Origin of the sequence: Synechococcus sp. JA-2-3B'a(2-13), from assembly GCF_000013225.1 — a bacterium.
Taxonomy (GTDB): Bacteria; Cyanobacteriota; Cyanobacteriia; order Thermostichales; family Thermostichaceae; genus Thermostichus.
The window spans coordinates 2,393,029-2,410,535 of sequence record NC_007776.1; the positions used below are offsets into that span (position 1 = coordinate 2,393,029).

Below are 17,507 nucleotides of genomic sequence, written 5' to 3' on the forward strand. Positions count from 1 at the left end.
CAGGCCCAATAGAACAGGGACGCAACTGAGGCGCATGGGCTGCCGGGAGAGCCTCGGGAAGGGTGCGGGAAACCCAATCCCTCATCCATCCGGGATGAGCTAGCCTACAGAGCAGAGCCATGTGGCGGACTGTTTCTGGTGTTCGGGCGCGCCTAGGCTAACATACTCAAGAAAAGGCCCGCGGCATCCTGACGGCGTTAGCGAGCGTAGTGATCGGGGAAGGAAAACGAAAATGCGGTTTGAGCAGCCCAAAACCTATTCCATTTCTCTGGGTGGCTGGGGGTTCTGGCTGGGATCCCTGGCGTTGGCAGCTTTGCTGACCAGTGTCGGGCTGGGGTGGCTGGTCACTGGATTGGTGGCTCTGTTGCTGTTTTTGCTGTCCTTGCCGGTGTTGGTGCTCCTGGCCTTTCGCTGGTGGGCGCGCCGCTGGATTACCACCGATCGCTGCCCGGTGTGTGGGTCAGAATCGCAAGCCATTGAGGGCAGCCATTTCTTTTGCCCCAATTGTGGAGAGCCGCTGTTTGTTGCAGACGGACGTTTTTATCGGCAAACACCCCCCGGCACCATCGATGTAGAGCCTGTGGAAGAGGGTGGCTGGGAATTGACGAGCTGATGCCCCCTCGGTTGCCGGGATGTTTAGAGGGTGTTTTCCGTGAAAAGTGCTATGCCTGCGGCACCCCATGGTGCTACACAACACTGTTGCTCCGCAACGCTGACGCCACGGCACGAACGACATCTGTGGGGCTGGCCCGGTAGGCGGCTGGTTTCGAGCTGGGTTGGACTGTTCTCGGCGGCAATTCTGTTGCTGGGTTTGTCTCCCCATTCCCAGGCGACGGAGCAGGGATCCCTGCAACCTCAGGTGGAAACTTATCTGGCTCAGTTGGCCGGTCGGGGGTTTTCGCCCACAGCTCAGGGGGTTTGGCTGCAGATGGAGGATCCTTCGCCTCAGCGGGACAGAATCCTTGTTTTGGGACAGCATCAGGGATCCACACCCTTGCCGGCAGCTTCTTTGACCAAGGTGGCAACGACACTGGCCGCTTTGCAGCACTTTGGCCCACAACATCGCTTTGTAACCCCTTGGCTGACCACCGGCTCGCCAACAGCCGACGGGGTGCTGCAGGGGGATCTCTGGGTGGTGGGGGGGGAGGATCCCTTGTTTGTCTGGGAGGAAGCCTTCTCCGTCGGCAACCTGCTCAATGCTCATGGGATCCGCCAGGTGCGCGGGGATCTGGTGGTGGTGGGCCGCTTTTACATGAACTTTTCCCGGGATGTGGCGCAATCGGGATCCCTGTTGCGGCAGGGGCTGGATGCGCGGCGCTGGCCGCCAGAGGCGGAGGCCCAATTTCAAACCTTACCCCCCGGCACACCCAGACCGCAGGTGGAGATCTTGGGTTCGGTGCGGGTTGCCCAGCAGATCCCGCCCGGCGCTCAGGTTTTGCTCAGACATGAGTCCCCCCCCCTCATTCACCTGGTCAAGCTGATGAACCTCTACAGCAACAACTCCATGGCCGAGATGTTGGCCGATGCGGTGGGGGGTGCTGACCAGGTGGCCCAAATCGCCCGGGCCATCGCCGGGATCCCGCCCGAAGAGCTACACCTGATCAATGGTTCCGGGTTGGGGGTGGAAAACCGCATTTCTCCGCGGGCCAATGTAGCTTTGCTTCGAGCCATCCAGTCTCTTCTGGAGGAGCAGGGGCTCTCTCTTGCCGATGCTTTTGCCGTCGTTGGCCAAGATGTGGGAGTGTTGGAGCGGCGTCTGTTGCCAGGGATCCTAATTGCCAAGTCGGGCACCTTGAGGAGCGTCAGCACCTTGGCGGGTGTATTGCCAACCGAGCAGGGGGACATCTGGTTTGCCCTGATGAATGGCGGATCCGATCTGGTCGGCTTTCGCACCCAGCAGGGACAATTCCTCAGCCAGCTCCAGTCCCAATGGGGATCCCCTGCCACCTTGCCTGAGCGTTGGATCCCTCGCTCTGGGGATACGGGATCCCGCACGGAGCTGAACCCCCGTCTTTGAAACTGGGCGTCAACAGCCCTCAACCCAGAAACCTCGTCCGGCAGGGATCCTCCCCATGGGGCGTACAGGGATCGAACCTGTGTAAGGCAAATTATGAGTTTGCTGCCTAAACCGCTCGGCCAACGCCCCTGATTCTTTTACTCTAGCGTTTACTCTAGCGCCCTTGTCTCCTCCAGAAGCGGCTGAAAACAGGATAAGCTGCATGTCGGTGGTTAGGATCTGACGCCATGGCTGCGCCGCGTTCTTGGCAGGGGCAAATGGCCCTGGGCTTGGGGTTGATTGCCTTGTCCTCGGCTCTCTGTTTTGGCTTCTTGGCCGTTGGGCAGCACTATCTCTACGGGGATGGATCCGCTGTGGATTTCCAGCCTGCCGGGGAGAGTTTGGCCTTGTCTTCCGCCCCCGAGATTGGACTTCCGACGACACCGCCCCTCCCTAACCCCCCCTCTTCCGACGGCAATCTCCCAGAGGGATCCCCGCTGCAGCTCTGGCTTGTTACTTTTTTAACCGTGTTTGTGGCGGAAATGGGCGACAAAACCCAGTTGGCAACCTTGCTCATGAGTGCCCAATCCCAATCTCCTTGGGCGATCTTTTTCGGTTCCGCCGGTGCCTTGGTGACCGCCAGTTTTTTCAGCGTGGTGCTGGGAGAAGGTCTGGGGCAAGTCATTCCCCCAGGCTGGCTACAATGGTTGGCGGGTGCAGGGTTCCTGGTGATCGGGGGCTATGTATTATGGCAGGAGTGGCGGGGGAACAAGCTCCCAGAGGGCTAGCCTCCCTGAGCAGCCGATGCCAACCCGGCAGGACAGAGTGGAGAACAACCGAGGAACGTGTTGATCCAAGACAACGACAGCCGAACCCCGTCTTTTTTGCTGCGGCAAATGGCCGGACGGGCCGCCCTAGTGAGCTTTGGCTCGATTCTGCTGGCCGAAATGGGCGATAAAACCCAATTGGCGACCCTGCTCCTCAGTGCCCGCTCGCAAAACGCTGGGGTAATCTTTTTGGGCGCTGCTGCTGCTTTGATCAGCACCAGCCTAATTGGGGTGTGGGCAGGAGCTTGGGTGGCCCGCCTGATCCCACCTCGCTGGATCAAAACCCTGGCAGGCGTGGGGTTTGTTGTGATGGGCCTAGTCTTGTTGTGGGGATCCCTGCCCATAGCCGGCTGAGCAGAGGGCTTCAGGATGGCCTCGGCAAAGCGTGATAGGATTAAGAGCGCCTCACTTTGACACTTCAAACTGAGGACCTTCACTTGAGTCCGGACAACCGGTCAGGAAAACCAGCATGGCCAAAAAACGCAATCTGAAGCGGGAAAAAGCCGAGCGCAACCGCGAATATGCCAAACAGTTCCAAAAAAGTCGTGCTCGCAATGGCCGCCGCTTCCGTTCTGCCCCCCGCGACAATGAGGCCAGCGCTGGCGAAGAACAGCAGTAAGGTTGTTTTTGTCGAGATGCTCTGTCGGTCAATCCTGTGAGCGGAGCTAGTTCAACAAACCTGCTATCGTATGCAGGGGTGGGCCGGAGCGGATAAGCATGAAATATCGACGGATTCTACTGAAGTTGAGTGGTGAAGCCCTGATGGGGGAGCGCCCCTACGGGATCGACCCCGAGGTCTTGAAGTCCATTGCCGGCGAAGTGGCCTCGGTGGTGCGGGCCGGTGTGCAGGTGGCGATTGTGGTGGGAGGGGGTAACATCTGGCGCGGGCGCAAAGAGGCGGCTGCCCAAGGGATGGATCAGGCTTCTGCCGACTACGTAGGGATGCTGGCCACCGTCATCAACGCCTTAACCCTGCAGGATGCCATTGAGCGAGCCGGGATCCCCACCCGGGTGCAGACGGCCATCGCCATGCAGGAGGTGGCGGAGCCCTATATTCGTCGCCGCGCCATTCGTCACCTGGAAAAGGGGCGGGTGGTGATTTTTGGGGCAGGATCTGGCAACCCCTTCTTCACCACCGATACCACTGCGGCCTTGCGGGCGGCGGAGATCGATGCCGAGGTGATTTTCAAAGCCACCAAGGTGGACGGAGTTTACGATGCGGATCCCAAGACTCACCCTCAGGCCCGCCGCTACGATGTCCTCAGCTATCAGGATGTGCTGAACCGCGATCTGCGGGTTATGGACAGCACCGCCATCGCCCTCTGCAAGGAAAATCAATTGCCCATCGTGGTCTTTGACCTGACTACCCCTGGCAATATTTATCGAGTGGTGCAGGGAGAACCCATCGGCACTTGGATCGGACAGCGGACGGTCGAGAACAACGGGATCCCCAGCCCAGGAGAGTTGATCCCAAGTTAGGGGGGAAATCGGCCTTGAGAGTCCGGCGACGCCCTAGCCAGGATTGAGTCCGAAGGATAGCCTGGCTCAAGGGTGTGCTCAGGCCGTTTGGAGGGAAAGGCAATGACAGATCAGCTAGAAATTGCAGGAGCCCCGCACTGTACCCGTAGGGTCGGTGTCGGGAGGAATGCTATAACAATACTGCGGACACCAGAAACGGTTGTTTAAGGCACTGGTAACGGTCGATTGGGGGTGCTGTAAACCACCCCAGAGGCTCGTGGTTGGCTTGCTAACTGCAGGGCTACTAAAAGCCCGCTCCGTACCGCCTAGCGGTTGGTGTCGGGTAGTTTACGTTCAGCATTCGGCCCAAAAGGATCCCGTCTTGCCCAAATGCTCTGCTGCCCAAGGCGCTATACCCAGGTCACCCCATGTTGCTACGCAACGCTTACGCGAACGCTGGGGTCGGCGTCTTTTGCAGAGCTTGATTTTCCTGTTGGTTCTGGTCGGGGGATTGGGCTACTGGCAGTGGCAGACCTGGCTACAGCCGGTGGGCGGCCCAGAACCGATCCAAGTAACAATCCAGCCGGGCAGCAGCAGCCGTCTGATCGGGCAAAAACTGCGCCAAGCAGGGGTGATTCGCTCAGCTCTGGCTTGGGAGCTGTGGAGCCGCACCTTCGGACGGGATTGGGTGTTTCAGGCGGGCACCTACGCTTTGGATCCCAACCAGGACATGCTGGCCGTGGCCCAGCAACTGCGGCAGGGAAGGATCCTGCAAAGACGTCTGACCATCCCGGAGGGTTGGCGCATCGAGCAAATGGCAGAGGCTCTGGCCCAGCGCAACTGGCTGGCAGCCGATGCCTTCATTGCCGTGACCCGGGTGATTCCCCCCCTCGACTGGCTGCCCCCCAACTTGAGCTCACTAGAAGGCTACCTGTTCCCAGACACCTATCTTTTCCCCATCGAACAGGTGGAGGGATCCCTGCCGGATCGGGAAAAGGCCCAGATGGTGGTCGACGCCATGCTGCAGCGATTTGTCGCGGTGGCCCTGCCCCTGTTTCGCCAGCACACCACTTCCCTGTCTCTGCACGAGTGGGTTACCCTGGCCAGCATTGTGGAGCGGGAGGCCGTGGTGCCGGAAGAACGCGCTTTGATTGCAGGTGTCTTTCTGAACCGGCTTAAGAAAGGGATCCCCCTGGGAGCCGATCCGACGCTGGAGTATGCCTTGAATATCCGGCAAACCCCAGATCGCCGCCTCACCCTTACGGAGGTGCGCACCCCCTCTCCCTACAACACCTACCTCAACCCGGGCTTGCCCCCCGGCCCCATCGCCAGTCCGGGCTTGGCCAGCCTAAAAGCCGTTTTGCAGCCTGAGCAAACCGACTATCTCTACTTTGTGGCCCGCTACGATGGCACCCACGTTTTCAGCAAAACCCTAGCAGAGCACGAGGCAGCCCAATTGCAAATTATTCAAGAGCGTCGGCAAGCTGCCCAGGGATCCCACCATAGTCCTCAACCCAGTCCTTAGCCGAGGAGCGGATGGTACACAAACCTTGGTTCAAGCTCCTGCAACCGGATCTGGTGGTGGCCGGCACTGTCTTAAAGTTGCGGGCAGAAGACCTGTGGGCCTGGCAGGTAAAAGGCATCATCTTTGACGTAGACGGTACACTGGTGCCGAGCCGACAGGTTGAGGTGGATCCCGCTGTGGCTGCTTGGCTGGAGCAGTTGCGTCCGCACTTTCAAATTTGGCTGGTGAGCAACAACCTCAATCGCAACCGGATTCAACAAATCGGAGAAAGCCTGGATCTGCCTTACATTCACCGCGCTGGGAAACCCTCACGGCGGGCCTTGCGGCGGGCCGTAGCCCAGATGGGCTTGCCGGTAGAAGCAGTGGCTATGGTGGGAGACCGCCTGTTGACGGATATTTTGGCGGGCAATCGACTGGGGTTGGTAACCGTGCTGGTCAACTCCCTCTTGTCCGAAGCAGTCGAAAAGAACCCTGCTACCCTCTAGGGGCTGCGCTTTTGAGAGATTTGAGAGTTGGACAACTGTAATTGTTTCAAACTGAATTGAAAAGGTTTCCAAGCACTCCCCCTTTCCTTCGCAAAGAGAGAAGACCAAAAGACAATCCTGCTGCTCGGAAGGACTTAGTCACTTCAGTTTAGGGTGAGACGCCTGGGCAGCTGAGAAAAGCCCTGTGGCCCCATGCATGTTTCATGCATGTTTTAGGTGTGGGTACAGTGTCCCAGTTTGAATCGAAATGACCAACCACAGGTTGTCAGCGCTGACAACTGCTGACCGGATGGGTAGCACATCTAAAAATCAAGACAAAAATCGAGAGAGATTTTCCAGACCTGACCCATCTGCCCCAATTTTTTGTAGAGTGACGGCAGGTGAGCCGGATCCCGCGTTGAAGCCCAGTAGGCGGCGGTGTGAGGGCGGTGTGAGATCCAAAGGTCAAGCATGCGAACCATCCCTATTGTCAAGTCCGCCATGCAACGGCTAAAGTCCATGCTGCAAAAATCCCTGCGTTCTGCTCCGACTTCCCCCGGCTCCAGATCCTCGCTTGTATCCAATGGACGGAGCCTGATCAAGCTGGGCAGCTTTCTGGCCTTGCCTTTGATATTCTCGACATTGCCCGCTTGGGCTTTAACAGTGATGGCGCGTCCAGATCTGCGCGACCTCAAACGTGCAACCGTGTTTCGGGTGGTCAACTACAACACCCTGGTTGTTCAGCTTGAAGGGGATTTGGATTTGCGGCTGGTGCAACTGATTGGGATCGATCCCTTGCCTGACCCGATCAACCCCAACTGGACGGAGTTGCGCGGACAAACCCCTCTGGCAGTTTACAATGCCGGCCAATATCTGCAGACTGCTCTGCTGGGACGTGAGGTGTTTTTGGAGTTGGATCCTGCCCTAGCCCCTGCTCCCACCTTGCCTGCCTACGTTTGGCAAGCCAACACCCTCATCAACCAGGAAATGCTGTTTTTGGGGCACGGCCTGTTGTCGCCACAAACCGATGGCTTGAAGTACGGCCCCATTCTTACTGAAGCTGCCGATGCAGCCAAAAGACAAGGACGCGGCTATTGGACAACCTACGGCCCTCGCTAGAGACCAAGCCAAACCCAGAGCTGGAATTGCCAGCCTGTTTGTTGAGAATAATCTCAACAGCCATCTTCCGCCGGTCGGTGAGAGCATGACTCTAGTCAATAATAAGCTCAACTATACTGAAAATAATGTATAATATGTTCAGTACGGATTACTACCAGTTGATCTTTCTGTTTACTTTCGAGTCTGCCAACATGGTAGCCAAAGCAAAGCAGAAAATTGGTAGTAAGACGACACGGAAACTGCGCTTTGGGTATTCTACTCAAAGCTTTGCGGGATACCGCCATTCTGTTTGGACTCCGTCCCGCTAACGCGAATGGAAACAAACAGAATGCTATCGCTGCATAGTTGAACAGTGATGTTCAGCAGTGTTCAGCGTAAATGTATCAGGTAGGTATTGTGGGCATAGCTGCTCCGAATGGCAGAGAAACAGCCCGAAGATTCTGAGCTCTCCTCTCCACTCTTGGCTGGTCACCCCCCAGAGCCGAGCTGCCGGGAAAGGGTTGAGCTGCTCTCTTGGGATTTCTCGCTTGTTTATGATGATCTCGTGTGGGTTTCCAAACGCGGGCTGCCCAGCTTTTCAGGGAAACGTAAGGGATCCCACTGTGGGGTTTGGAGTTCCCTATGGCGGATGAGTTGCCATTTACCTTAGATCAGCTCCTCATTGTGCGGGCAATTGCCCAGCAGGGTAGCTTTCGCCGTGCTGCCGATAGCCTGTTTGTCTCCCAGCCTGCCGTCAGCTTGCAAGTACAGAACCTGGAGCGACAGTTGGGGGTGGTGCTGTTCGACCGCAGTGGGCGCAAGGTGGAGCTGACGGATGCCGGGAAAGTGGTGCTGCAGTACAGCGAGCGCATCCTCAAGCTGTGCCGTGAGGCCGTCGAGGCCCTAGCGGATTTGCAGAAAATGGAGGGGGGGCATCTGGTTCTGGGGGCCAGCCAAACGGTGGGCACCTATGTCATGCCTTCTTTGATCGCCCAATATCACCGCCGCTATCCACAAATTTCCGTACAGCTCTTGGTGCAATCCACGCGGCGAATTGCCCAGAAATTGGTGGACGGCCAGTTGGACGTGGCCATTGTTGGCGGGGAGATCCCCTTTGAGCTGCAGCGGCACTTGAAGGTGATGGCTCTGGCGGAAGATGAATATGTGTTGGTCGGTGCTCCCGGGTGTGCCATCGACTCTCCGGCTCTTGTGGATCTGCTGGCTTTGCCCTTCATCACCTTGGATCCCCAGTCTTCCACTCGGCAAACCATCGATCGGGTGCTGAACCGCCACGGCATTAACCCGGCCCAATTGAACGTGCGGCTGGAACTCAGCTCGATTGAAGCAATCAAAAATGCTGTCCAGGCGGGTTTGGGGGTGGCCTTTTTGTCTACGGTGGCAGTGGGATCCGATGTGGAACAGGGGCGGTTCCGGAAGCTGGCGGTGGAAGGGCTACAGATACGGCGTACCCTCTGGCTGGCTTTTAACCCGGAGCGCTATCAATCGCAGGCAGCCACCCGCTTCCTCCAAGGGCTGCTGACCCGCCAAGACTGGCTGAAAACTCCCCCGCCCCATTTGCAGTTGATCGGCTAAGTTGCGATGCGTTACGGCCTTTTCCGAGTTGATGGGATCCCAGGTAGATTCCGGTGGATTGAGCAGGATCCCTGTTCAAAGAGATACGAGAGATATTTCCGTATAGGTGCATTCGCTGTAGCCAATGCTGCTCCGGAAGAAACTGCATCTGCTGAATCTGTCTGTGTCTACTGACCCCAAGCCGATGACCAGGCAAACGCTGTTGGAACGACTCCCCCTGGCCAAGCGCTTGGCGGAGTTACAGGCCCGCGTTCAAGAGATCCCGCTGCACAGGGTGAAATTGGAAGGGTTGAACATCGCAGGGGCAGAGTCCTGCTGGGCTGCCTATCGAGACTGGGGAAAAGGGATCCCACTGCTGTTTCTGCATGGCTTTATGGCCACTCACGCCAACTGGTGGCCGCTGATGCAAGGGTTGGGAGACGAATATCGCTGCATTGCCTTAGATTTGCTGGGGTTCGGGCAGTCTGGCCAACCGGCCTTGCGCTACGACATCGCTGCAGAAGTGGAGTTTGTGCGCGGATTTGTCCAAACGCTGGGCCTACCTGCTCCGGTTTTGGTGGGCCATTCCTTTGGGGGATGGGTGGCAGCGGCCTATGCAGTACGGTATCCGCTGAGGGGATTGGTCTTGTTGGCTCCTGCCGGGATCCGCGACGACGGCTTTGTGAGACGCTACAACCATTTGCGGCCCTTGCTTTGGGAAAGCGCTTGGGTAGATTGGTTGCTGCGGGCGATCACCCCCTTGGCCCGCTGGTGGCATTGGGAAGACCAACTGGCCCAGCTCTTGTGGTTGCGCGGATCCCTGCGCCAACAGCCAGTCGCTCGGCAATTTCTTCGACAACGTCTGCGCCCGCAAGCTGCCGTCGATACGGTTGAACGTTATCTCCAACACATTCAGGCCCCCACACTGGTGATCGCCGCCGAACAGGACGACACCATTCCCCTCTGGCACTGCCAAACCTATGCCGAAGGGATCCCTGGGGCTCAGCTCAAGATCCTGGCCGGGGCCGGCCACGCCATCCCTGCCTTGCATGGGGAACAGGTGCTGCCCCTAATTCGGGAATTTCTCGACACAGCCCTTTCCGCACAATGCGGGCTTTGAGCTGGGGCTGTAGCGTATGGCCGAGAGAGGAATGCCGCTTGCCAGATGGCGATGCCCGATAGGCGACGGAGCGCCGCCCAAGGGGAACGCCTGACCCTAACCAGCGGGCGGTTTCTGCTAGAAACCCATCAGACGAGCAACAGCGGACAGCTCAGGGACAACGCCGGTGTGGATAGGAGCGGATCCCTGGTGGCTGGCCGTGTCCGGATCCTTAAGGCCATTGCCCGTCAGCACGCACACCACCTGTGCTCCAGCAGGCACCTGCTCTCGCCATTTCAGCAATCCTGCCACCGAGGCCGCGCTGGCCGGCTCGCAAAAGATCCCTTCTTCGGATGCCAGGAGACGATAGGCTGCCAGAATCTCCTCGTCGGTGACGCTATCCACCTGACCGCCGCTCACCTGCACTGCCGCCTTGGCCTTCACCCAACTGGCAGGATTGCCGATGCGAATGGCCGTGGCCACCGTCTCTGGGTGTTCCACCACCCGGTTCAACACCATGGGGGCAGCACCGGCAGCCTCGAAGCCGTAGAGACGAGGGCGACGGGTAGCCTTGCCCTGCTGGCGGTACTGGCAAAACCCCATCCAATAAGCCGTGATGTTGCCCGCGTTGCCCACCGGAATACAGAGCCAATCGGGGGCATCCCCCAAAGCATCCACCACCTCGAAGGCGGCGGTTTTCTGCCCTTCCAAGCGGAAGCGGTTGACCGAGTTCACCAGGGCCACTGGGTAGGTTTCCGCCAGCTGCCGCACCATAGCCAGCGCTTGGTCGAAGTTGCCTTGAACGGCGATGATCTCCGCCCCGTACATCAGGGTTTGGGCCAGTTTGCCTTTGGCCACGTAGCCATCGGGGATCAGCACATAGGCCCGCAGACCTCCTTTGGCCGCAAAGGCAGCAGCCGCCGCCGAGGTGTTGCCGGTGCTGGCGCAGATGATCGCCTCTGCCCCTGCCTCTTTGGCCTTGGACACGGCCATCGTCATACCCCGATCCTTGAAACTACCGGTGGGGTTGAGGCCCTCCAACTTCAGGTAAACTTGACAGTCTCGCCCCAGCCGTTGGCTCAAAGCCGGGGAAGGCACCAGAGGCGTGTTGCCCTCATGTAGCGTGACCACAGGTGTGCTGGCGCTGACGGGGAGCCATTCCCGATAGTGCTGGATCAGGCCGGGCCAAAGCCCCACTTGCGCGCGGGATCCGGCTATACGAGGGGGATGGGTGGGATTCAGGGTCGCCATGCCGCAGAGGACACCGAGGCTAATCAAAGACCAGCTTTCTCACTGTAGCTGTTCGTGGAGGGGTTCGTATCCACCTCCCGCAGCGGCGGCAGAAACATCTTCCTGATCCCCTCTCTTCAGAAGCTGGGGAGCAGAGGAGCTGCAGGTCGCAAGGCCAGAGCCTGCACCAGAGAGCGCAACTTCAGACGAATCTCGGCCAGCTCTTGCTCTGGGTTGGAGTCAGCCACAATCCCGGCACCGGCATACAAGCGGGCCCAATTCCCCCGAATTAGGGCGGAGCGGATCCCCACCACAAACTCGCCATTGCCCTGTAAGTCTACCCAGCCCAAGGGAGCGGCATAGCTGGAGCGATCAAAGGGTTCCAACCGCTCTAGCCACTGCAGCGCCGCCTGTTGGGGATACCCTCCCACCGCTGCCGTCGGGTGGAGCTGGGCCAGCAGATCGAACAGATGTACATCGGCGGGGAGCTCCGCCTCGATCAAGGTTTGCAGATGCTGGATGTTGGCTAGACGGAGCAGCCGCGGTTGCGGGGAAATGCAGGGATCCATCCCCAACCGACCCAGAGCCTCCTGGATCGAGCGCACCACCCACTGGTGTTCGCGGCGGTCTTTGGGGCTGCGGAGCAGCTCCTCGGCCAACTGGCGATCCTGGACAGGGGTGGCGCCGCGGGCGGCGGAGCCGGCTAAGGCATCGATCTGCACCCGGCCTTGCCACACGGAAAGCAAGCGCTCCGGGGTGGCCCCCAAGAAAACCTGGGGAAAGGCCCCCTCTTGGACCAGGGGGAGAGGCCTGGCCGGCAAATTCCCCCGAGCATCTGCCTCCAAGGACTTCGGCCCGCTGACGCCAGCGGCAAAGGCAAAGATGCTGCAATCGGGATGATCTTTTTCCAGGTAGGCCAGCAGGGACGGGATTGACGGCGGGACAGGCAAGTGCAGATCCACGGCTTCGGCCAGCACCACTTTCTCCAGGGATCCCGCCTGAATCACCTGCAGGGCTTTTTGGATGCGCGCCAAGAGGGGGGCTTCCTCCAAGTTCACTGGCACAGGAGCTTGCAATTCCCACGAGGGCAAGGGGGATCGAGAAAGGCGCTCCATTTGGGCAAAAAAGGCGGTGATCTGCCCGGCCAAAGCCGCTAGGTCGCTCTCGGGGTCGATTTCCAGATTGAGCCGCGCCACCGCCAGAGATCTCCAGGAGCCTGGTACCTGCAACAGTTGCCAGCGCGGCAGCACCAGCGCCGCCCCCCCATCACTCCTGGGGCTGAAACTGAGGCGACAGAAACACAGAGGGCGTTCCTGCCGGCTGTCTGGGAATCTTCCCACTTCCGAGGGCTCCGTTCTGCCAATGCAAGCGGCATGGACGTGGGGCTGCAGCTCTTCTACAAAGCTCCGTGCCGCCCGCAAGCCCCCTTCTCCCGCGAGATCAACCTGCCGCAGGGATCCCCATCCCAACACCCGCACCCTTTCCCCGTGGGCCTTGTGGGAGAAATAACAGTAGCTCGGGAATCGGTTCGTGGGGAGCGAACCCAGCCTCTGGGCCAGCACCGCCAGCGGATCCAGCTCTGGGATGGGCTGCGACAAGCTGAGGATTTGGGGCACGCCCCGCGCCCGCGCCATCTGTTGGCAGGCGGCTAGGAAGGGATCCCAGTGGCGCCGATCCCTCGCCTCGTCCGTCCAGGTAGAAGTGCGAGTCGGCGGCCATGCTCTCGGCCACTCCAGGCACTCAAGCGTACCGTGGGCATTCCAAGGGGAAAGAGAAGAGGTCATGCGCAAGAAAAAGAAGACGATCCCACCTTGGCCGAAAACAGGACACCCGTCGATGGAGACCGGCAGAAGATGACTTTAGGATAAGAGATTAGGAGAAGGGCCGGCAGCCTGAGCTTCTGGGGGCCAGATCTGAGGAGCTTCTTCACGGACTGCAAAGTTTCTTAGCATCCTGGGGGATGCTTTCTCAGGCGCTCTACCCTACAGAGCAGATGGTTGTAGACAGATCCAGAGACAGGCCCCAGAGCAGGCTTGCTCCCCAAGGAGAATTCGCATGCATCCAGATGTCAGCCAAGTGCAGCCAGCAGCAGAGGCCGCATGGAGCAACCGCTCTCGCCGGCAATTGTGGATGGCTGCCCTCAAGCCCCCCATGTACAGTGTGGCGATCATGCCCATCTGGGTGGGATCCGCCATTGCCTACGCCCAGTCAGGGGTGCTGGACTTGGGGGTTTTGGGGGTGTTTTGGGGAGCTGCCATCTGCATCTTGGCCTGGGTCAACCTCAGCAACGACGTGTTCGATGCCCAGACAGGGGTGGACAAAAACAAACTCCACTCGCTGGTCAACCTGACGGGCAAGCCGGGGCAGGTGTTTTGGGTGGGGAATGCCTTTTTGGCCCTGGGTCTGCTGGGGATCCTGTGGCTGAGCTGGCGGCAATGGGATCCGACGGTGCTGCTGTTGGTGCTGGTGGCCTGTGGGCTGGGCTATGCCTACCAAGGGCCGCCCCTGCGCCTGGGCTACCAGGGCCTGGGGGAGATCCTCTGCTTTTTCAGCTTTGGGCCGCTGGCGGTCTCGGCTGCCCACTACAGCCAAAGCCAGACTTGGTCGCTGCCGGGGTTAGCGGCCTCACTGGTGGTGGGAATGGCGACCAGCTTGATTTTGTTTTGTTCCCATTTCCATCAAGTGCAGGATGACTTAGCCTGTGGCAAGCGCTCGCCGGTGGCCCGCCTGGGAACCTTGCGCTCGGCCCGCCTCATCCCCTGGCTCTGCGGCAGCCTTTTTGGCCTGATGCTGCTGTTTGTGGGGCTGGGGATCTTTCCGGCTTGGACACTGCTGAGTTTGGCGGGGATCCCGTTTGCAGTGCGGCTTTCCCGCCTGCTGGGTACCTATCACGATCAGCCGCAGCGGATTAGCCACTCCAAGTTCATCGCCGTCAGTCTCCATTTTTGGCTGGGGCTGTTTCTGGGGCTAGGGTTCATCCTCAGCCGCTATGGCTGAAGGCTGAAAAGTCGGCTTAAGGCTAGGTGTGCGCGGGATCCCCCCGGTGCAGCCGGCAAAATGGGATAAGCTACAGCCTAGAGTGCTAGCTCAGAGCGTTGGCTCCAAGGGGAGTGGTCAGTTCGGGTCGAGGTGAGGCGGCAGCAAGAATAGGATGGGGCGATTCTTCAATTCCAACCTGGGAGTGGCGCTGTTGGGGAGCAGCATCTTGGCTGCTTTGGTGGGCTGGGCCTTGTCGATCGACATCGAGGAAGTGAAGGTGGAGTCTCCTTCCCCCGATCAGCCCCTCTCGGTCAGCCGCAGGGTAGACATCTTGGGTCGTCGGGGAGGCCATCAGCGTTGGCGGTTGATTGCCGAGCAGGTGGATCTGGCAGCTGGGCAACAGGTATTTGAACAGGGGGCACACGGCTACTTCTACGGAGAAGGTGCTGACCGGCAAAAAGGGGTGCCGGATCCCTTTTTTGATAGCAGCGAGCAGATGACTTGGCGGGCCAAGCGAGCCCGCTACAATGCCACCGCCGACGAGCTGTATTTGGATGGCGAGGTGGAGGTGAGGAGCGACGACGGCAGCCTGCTCTTGACCAGCGCCCTGAGAGTCACCCCCGAAGAACGCATCGAGGTGGCCGCGGAGTTCACCCTCAAAGGCCGGGAAATGGTGTTGCAGGGCCGCTCTGGCTCGTTTAACTTTCAATTTGCCCTTCTCAGGGCCGAGCAGGGCAAGCTGATAGTGTTGCCCCCAAACGGCTCGGCACCCACCTCCACCACCATCACCGCCGACCAGATCACCTACGACCGCACCAACCAGGTGGCCGAGGGGAAAGGGAACCTGCGCATTCGCGAACGCGGCATCGAGATTCGCGCTCCCCAAGGCACCTACCTGCGCCAGCAGGCCCAAAGCATTCTCTCCGGCGGTGTGGTGTTACAGGAGGTGGCCGGCGACAGCAGCCGGGATCCCTTGTTGGCGGATCTGCGCTTGGCCCAGGCCTCTCCCGGCCCGGAGGCGACCCCAGACCAACAGGATCAAGAAGTCACCATCATTGCCGACCGCCTCACGTACGACCGCAACACGCAAATTGCCCAAGGGGAAGGCAACCTGGAGATCCAGCAGGGGGAAACCATCATCCGGTCGGCCCAGGGCACCTACCGCCGCCGCGAATCCCAAAGTTTGTTGACCGGAGGGGTCACCCTGGAAGAGCCCGGACGGGTGCTCACCTCCGCCCGCCTGGAGGGCAACCACCGCGACAAGATCTTCCTCTTTGAAGACAACGTCCTCTACCGGCAGATGGCTACCTCCACTCCGGCGCCCAGCGAGGGATCCCTGACAGAGGAGCTGCGCCAAGCCGAAACCGAGGTGCGGGCTGCCCGCCTGGTTTACAACTCCCGCACCGGCACTTCCGAGTTTAGCGATGCCGTCGAGTTCATCCAGCGGGGGCGCAGGGCCAAGGCCAACCAGGCCACCATCACCCCTGAGAAAGTGGAGCTGCGGGGAGAGGTGGTGATCGAGCAGATCGAGGGGGAGTGGCTGGCGCGGCGGCTACAAAACCCGGAGACCCAGGCCGATGTGGATCAGCCGACGGTGATCTACGCCGACCGGGTGGAGATCGACCAAGCCAGCAGCGATGCCCGCTTCTTTGGCAATGTGGTTATTGTGCAGGCCAACCGCGCCATCGAAGGGGATCGCGCCGATTACTTTGACCGAGAACAAATTTTCAAAATCAGCGCCGAACAGGCTCCTGTGGTGCTCTGCGATCGGGGAGAGGTCGGCCGCCTTCCCGGGGAGAGCACCCAAGCTCTGCCGGGCCGCAACGCGCTGGATCAGATGTGCCGGGGCGCCAATCGCCTCAGTGGCAAGCTGGTTACCCTGAACATAAAACAAGATGAATACACCGTCGAAGGGGACAGGCAACAGCAGGGCATGTTTCAGTTTCGCATCACCGACGCCCTCTGATGGGATCCCCCCTCGGGGAGCCATCTGTGGTTTTTGATCGTCCAGGTTTGGCTGAGGTTGTGATCCGAGGTGATGTCATGACGGCTCCACTCGCCGAGGGCAAACTGCGCAGAACCCCTGCTCAAGCGGGCAGCTTTTGGGGATCCCTGAGATTGGGAGCTGCCTTTTTGGAGTTTTATCTCTTCAAAGAGATGATCCGCCCCTTCTTTCTGGGGGTGGCCGGGGGGACGGTGATGATGCTGGGCAACCAGCTGTTTATCTACACCGATCTGCTGGTGAAAAAGGGCGCCCCTCCCCTGACCATTTTGCACATTCTCCTCCTCAATTTGCCCGCCATTTTGGTGGTCACCTTTCCCATTGCCGGCCTCTTTACCACCTTGCTCACCCTGGGCAAAATGGGAGCCGACAGCGAGATCACCGCCCTGCGTGCTGCTGGGATCCCCTATCGCAAAGTGTTTATCCCCGTGCTCTGTATTGGCCTGCTGATCAGCGGCTTGGCGCTGTTGACCAATGAAGTGATTGTGCCGGAAACCAACCAAAAGGTGAAAATCCTGAACAAGAACCTCATCTTGGCTCAAGATGCTCTTTTGTTTAATCCAGAAGAGATCGTGCGGGTGGATGATGATCTCTGGTTTCATGTCGGATCGATTGACCCGAAGACCGGCTTGATGCAGGATTTGTTGATCCTGGATCGCAAAGCTGAGACCGGCCACCTGCGCTATCCGCAGGTGATCTCCGCTCAAACCGCGCAGCAGGTGGGCCAATCGTGGCAACTGCGAGATGTGGTGATCCGCCGTTATGACGAGCAGGGGCGCACCTACTATGAAGGCCAGGTGGAAGAAATGCAGCTCAACATCGTCAACAAACTGGTGGGCCTGGTGTACGCGGAAAAGGTGCCCCAAGAGCAACGGGCGGGGGAGCTGTGGGAGCAGTGCCAGCGATATCGAGCGGAGCAACGTCCTTCTGCCGATGTGGCTCGCTGCCTGACGGAATACCACCTCAAGTTCGCCATTCCTTTGGCCAGCTTTTTCGCCATCTTGGTGGCTGCCCCCTTGGGCCTGCAAACGGTGCGGCAAACGGGGCGCTACGGCGGCGTGGCGCTAGCGATTGTTCTGGTGTTTATTTACTATGTACTGATGAGCCTGGGACGAGCGATGGGTCGAGTTGAGCACATCGATCCCTGGCTGGCTGCCTGGTTGCCGAATATGATTTTCGGTGGGGTGGGCTTCTCTTTACTGTGGCGGTTTTTACGGTGAAATCCTGCAACTTCCCCCCTGACTTCAGCCCTTGGGC

At 59.4% G+C, this 17,507-nt stretch carries 16 protein-coding genes and 1 tRNA gene; 14 read left to right on the forward strand and 3 right to left on the reverse strand.

From position 1 onward, the window contains the following. Positions 1 to 232 precede the first annotated feature (232 nt). Positions 233 to 613, forward strand: a complete 381-nt coding sequence (locus CYB_RS10900; RefSeq protein ID WP_011433856.1) for a hypothetical protein — start codon at positions 233 to 235, stop codon at positions 611 to 613. 189 nt (positions 614 to 802) lie between these two features. Next, positions 803 to 2,017 carry a D-alanyl-D-alanine carboxypeptidase gene (locus CYB_RS10905; protein WP_238376771.1) on the forward strand — a complete coding sequence of 405 codons (1,215 nt, stop codon included), beginning with the start codon at positions 803 to 805 and terminating at the stop codon, positions 2,015 to 2,017. Positions 2,018 to 2,073: 56 nt separating this feature from the next. On the opposite strand, the gene CYB_RS10910 is transcribed toward CYB_RS10905, so the two are convergent. Beyond that, a tRNA-Ile gene (locus CYB_RS10910) sits at positions 2,074 to 2,146 on the reverse strand. A gap of 98 nt (positions 2,147 to 2,244) precedes the next feature. Between CYB_RS10910 and CYB_RS15705 the strand changes: the two genes are divergently transcribed. The 9 genes from CYB_RS15705 (at position 2,245) to CYB_RS10950 (ending at position 10,060) form a co-directional block, all read left to right on the forward strand. Further along, on the forward strand, positions 2,245 to 2,784 hold the full coding sequence (locus tag CYB_RS15705; RefSeq protein ID WP_148202759.1) for a TMEM165/GDT1 family protein: 540 nt from the start codon (positions 2,245 to 2,247) through the stop codon (positions 2,782 to 2,784). A 57-nt stretch (positions 2,785 to 2,841) separates the two neighbouring features. After that, positions 2,842 to 3,177 carry a TMEM165/GDT1 family protein gene (locus tag CYB_RS10920; protein ID WP_011433859.1) on the forward strand — a complete coding sequence of 112 codons (336 nt, stop codon included), beginning with the start codon at positions 2,842 to 2,844 and terminating at the stop codon, positions 3,175 to 3,177. A gap of 115 nt (positions 3,178 to 3,292) precedes the next feature. Beyond that, entirely contained in the window at positions 3,293 to 3,442 is a 150-nt protein-coding gene (locus CYB_RS15190; protein ID WP_011433860.1) for a hypothetical protein, read from the forward strand. 98 nt (positions 3,443 to 3,540) lie between these two features. Next, positions 3,541 to 4,302, forward strand: coding sequence for a UMP kinase (gene pyrH / locus CYB_RS10925; RefSeq protein ID WP_011433861.1), 762 nt, complete (start codon positions 3,541 to 3,543; stop codon positions 4,300 to 4,302). A gap of 256 nt (positions 4,303 to 4,558) precedes the next feature. Beyond that, positions 4,559 to 5,806, forward strand: coding sequence for an endolytic transglycosylase MltG (mltG, locus tag CYB_RS10930; protein ID WP_011433862.1), 1,248 nt, complete (start codon positions 4,559 to 4,561; stop codon positions 5,804 to 5,806). Positions 5,807 to 5,817: 11 nt separating this feature from the next. Continuing rightward, positions 5,818 to 6,291, forward strand: coding sequence for a YqeG family HAD IIIA-type phosphatase (locus CYB_RS10935; RefSeq protein ID WP_011433863.1), 474 nt, complete (start codon positions 5,818 to 5,820; stop codon positions 6,289 to 6,291). A 450-nt stretch (positions 6,292 to 6,741) separates the two neighbouring features. Further along, the gene (locus CYB_RS10940; protein ID WP_011433864.1) at positions 6,742 to 7,389 is read left to right on the forward strand and encodes a thermonuclease family protein; all 648 of its coding nucleotides are present in this window, start codon (positions 6,742 to 6,744) and stop codon (positions 7,387 to 7,389) included. A gap of 621 nt (positions 7,390 to 8,010) precedes the next feature. Further along, entirely contained in the window at positions 8,011 to 8,961 is a 951-nt protein-coding gene (locus tag CYB_RS10945) for a LysR substrate-binding domain-containing protein (RefSeq protein ID WP_011433865.1), read from the forward strand. 184 nt (positions 8,962 to 9,145) lie between these two features. Beyond that, positions 9,146 to 10,060 (forward strand): alpha/beta fold hydrolase, encoded by a 915-nt coding sequence (locus CYB_RS10950; RefSeq protein ID WP_238376773.1) that lies wholly within the window; start codon positions 9,146 to 9,148, stop codon positions 10,058 to 10,060. Positions 10,061 to 10,177: 117 nt separating this feature from the next. Here the strand turns inward: CYB_RS10950 and thrC are convergent, their stop codons facing one another. Then, positions 10,178 to 11,236, reverse strand: a complete 1,059-nt coding sequence (thrC, locus tag CYB_RS10955; RefSeq protein ID WP_011433867.1) for a threonine synthase — start codon at positions 11,234 to 11,236, stop codon at positions 10,178 to 10,180. A 170-nt stretch (positions 11,237 to 11,406) separates the two neighbouring features. Then, a complete protein-coding gene (locus CYB_RS10960; RefSeq protein WP_011433868.1) occupies positions 11,407 to 13,053 on the reverse strand; it encodes an isochorismate synthase in 1,647 nt (548 codons plus the stop codon). Between the two features lie 346 nt (positions 13,054 to 13,399). Here CYB_RS10960 and menA point away from each other — a divergent pair, with 346 nt between their 5' ends. The 3 genes from menA to CYB_RS10975 all read left to right on the forward strand — a co-directional run bounded on the left by menA (position 13,400) and on the right by CYB_RS10975 (position 17,470). Next, complete coding sequence (menA, locus tag CYB_RS10965) at positions 13,400 to 14,266, forward strand: 2-carboxy-1,4-naphthoquinone phytyltransferase (RefSeq protein WP_049749652.1); 867 nt, start codon at positions 13,400 to 13,402, stop codon at positions 14,264 to 14,266. Positions 14,267 to 14,420: 154 nt separating this feature from the next. Continuing rightward, positions 14,421 to 16,214: an LptA/OstA family protein gene (locus CYB_RS10970; protein ID WP_011433870.1), complete on the forward strand. Its 1,794-nt coding sequence runs from the start codon at positions 14,421 to 14,423 to the stop codon at positions 16,212 to 16,214. Positions 16,215 to 16,291: 77 nt separating this feature from the next. Beyond that, the gene (locus tag CYB_RS10975; protein ID WP_071818204.1) at positions 16,292 to 17,470 is read left to right on the forward strand and encodes an LptF/LptG family permease; all 1,179 of its coding nucleotides are present in this window, start codon (positions 16,292 to 16,294) and stop codon (positions 17,468 to 17,470) included. The last annotated feature ends 37 nt before the right edge of the window (positions 17,471 to 17,507 follow it).

Bases quoted from the DNA above. Each gene is read 5' to 3' on its own strand.
- CYB_RS15705 (WP_148202759.1), top strand. From the start codon at position 2,245: ATGGCTGCGCCGCGTTCTTGGCAGGGGCAAATGGCCCTGGGCTTGGGG.
- CYB_RS10940 (WP_011433864.1), top strand. From the start codon at position 6,742: ATGCGAACCATCCCTATTGTCAAGTCCGCCATGCAACGGCTAAAGTCC.
- CYB_RS10970 (WP_011433870.1), top strand. From the start codon at position 14,421: ATGGGGCGATTCTTCAATTCCAACCTGGGAGTGGCGCTGTTGGGGAGC.
- CYB_RS10950 (WP_238376773.1), top strand. From the start codon at position 9,146: ATGACCAGGCAAACGCTGTTGGAACGACTCCCCCTGGCCAAGCGCTTG.
- CYB_RS10975 (WP_071818204.1), top strand. From the start codon at position 16,292: ATGACGGCTCCACTCGCCGAGGGCAAACTGCGCAGAACCCCTGCTCAA.
- pyrH (WP_011433861.1), top strand. From the start codon at position 3,541: ATGAAATATCGACGGATTCTACTGAAGTTGAGTGGTGAAGCCCTGATG.
- CYB_RS10935 (WP_011433863.1), top strand. From the start codon at position 5,818: ATGGTACACAAACCTTGGTTCAAGCTCCTGCAACCGGATCTGGTGGTG.
- CYB_RS10960 (WP_011433868.1), bottom strand. From the start codon at position 13,053: ATGACCTCTTCTCTTTCCCCTTGGAATGCCCACGGTACGCTTGAGTGC.
- CYB_RS10900 (WP_011433856.1), top strand. From the start codon at position 233: ATGCGGTTTGAGCAGCCCAAAACCTATTCCATTTCTCTGGGTGGCTGG.
- CYB_RS10945 (WP_011433865.1), top strand. From the start codon at position 8,011: ATGGCGGATGAGTTGCCATTTACCTTAGATCAGCTCCTCATTGTGCGG.
- CYB_RS15190 (WP_011433860.1), top strand. From the start codon at position 3,293: ATGGCCAAAAAACGCAATCTGAAGCGGGAAAAAGCCGAGCGCAACCGC.
- menA (WP_049749652.1), top strand. From the start codon at position 13,400: ATGGCTGCCCTCAAGCCCCCCATGTACAGTGTGGCGATCATGCCCATC.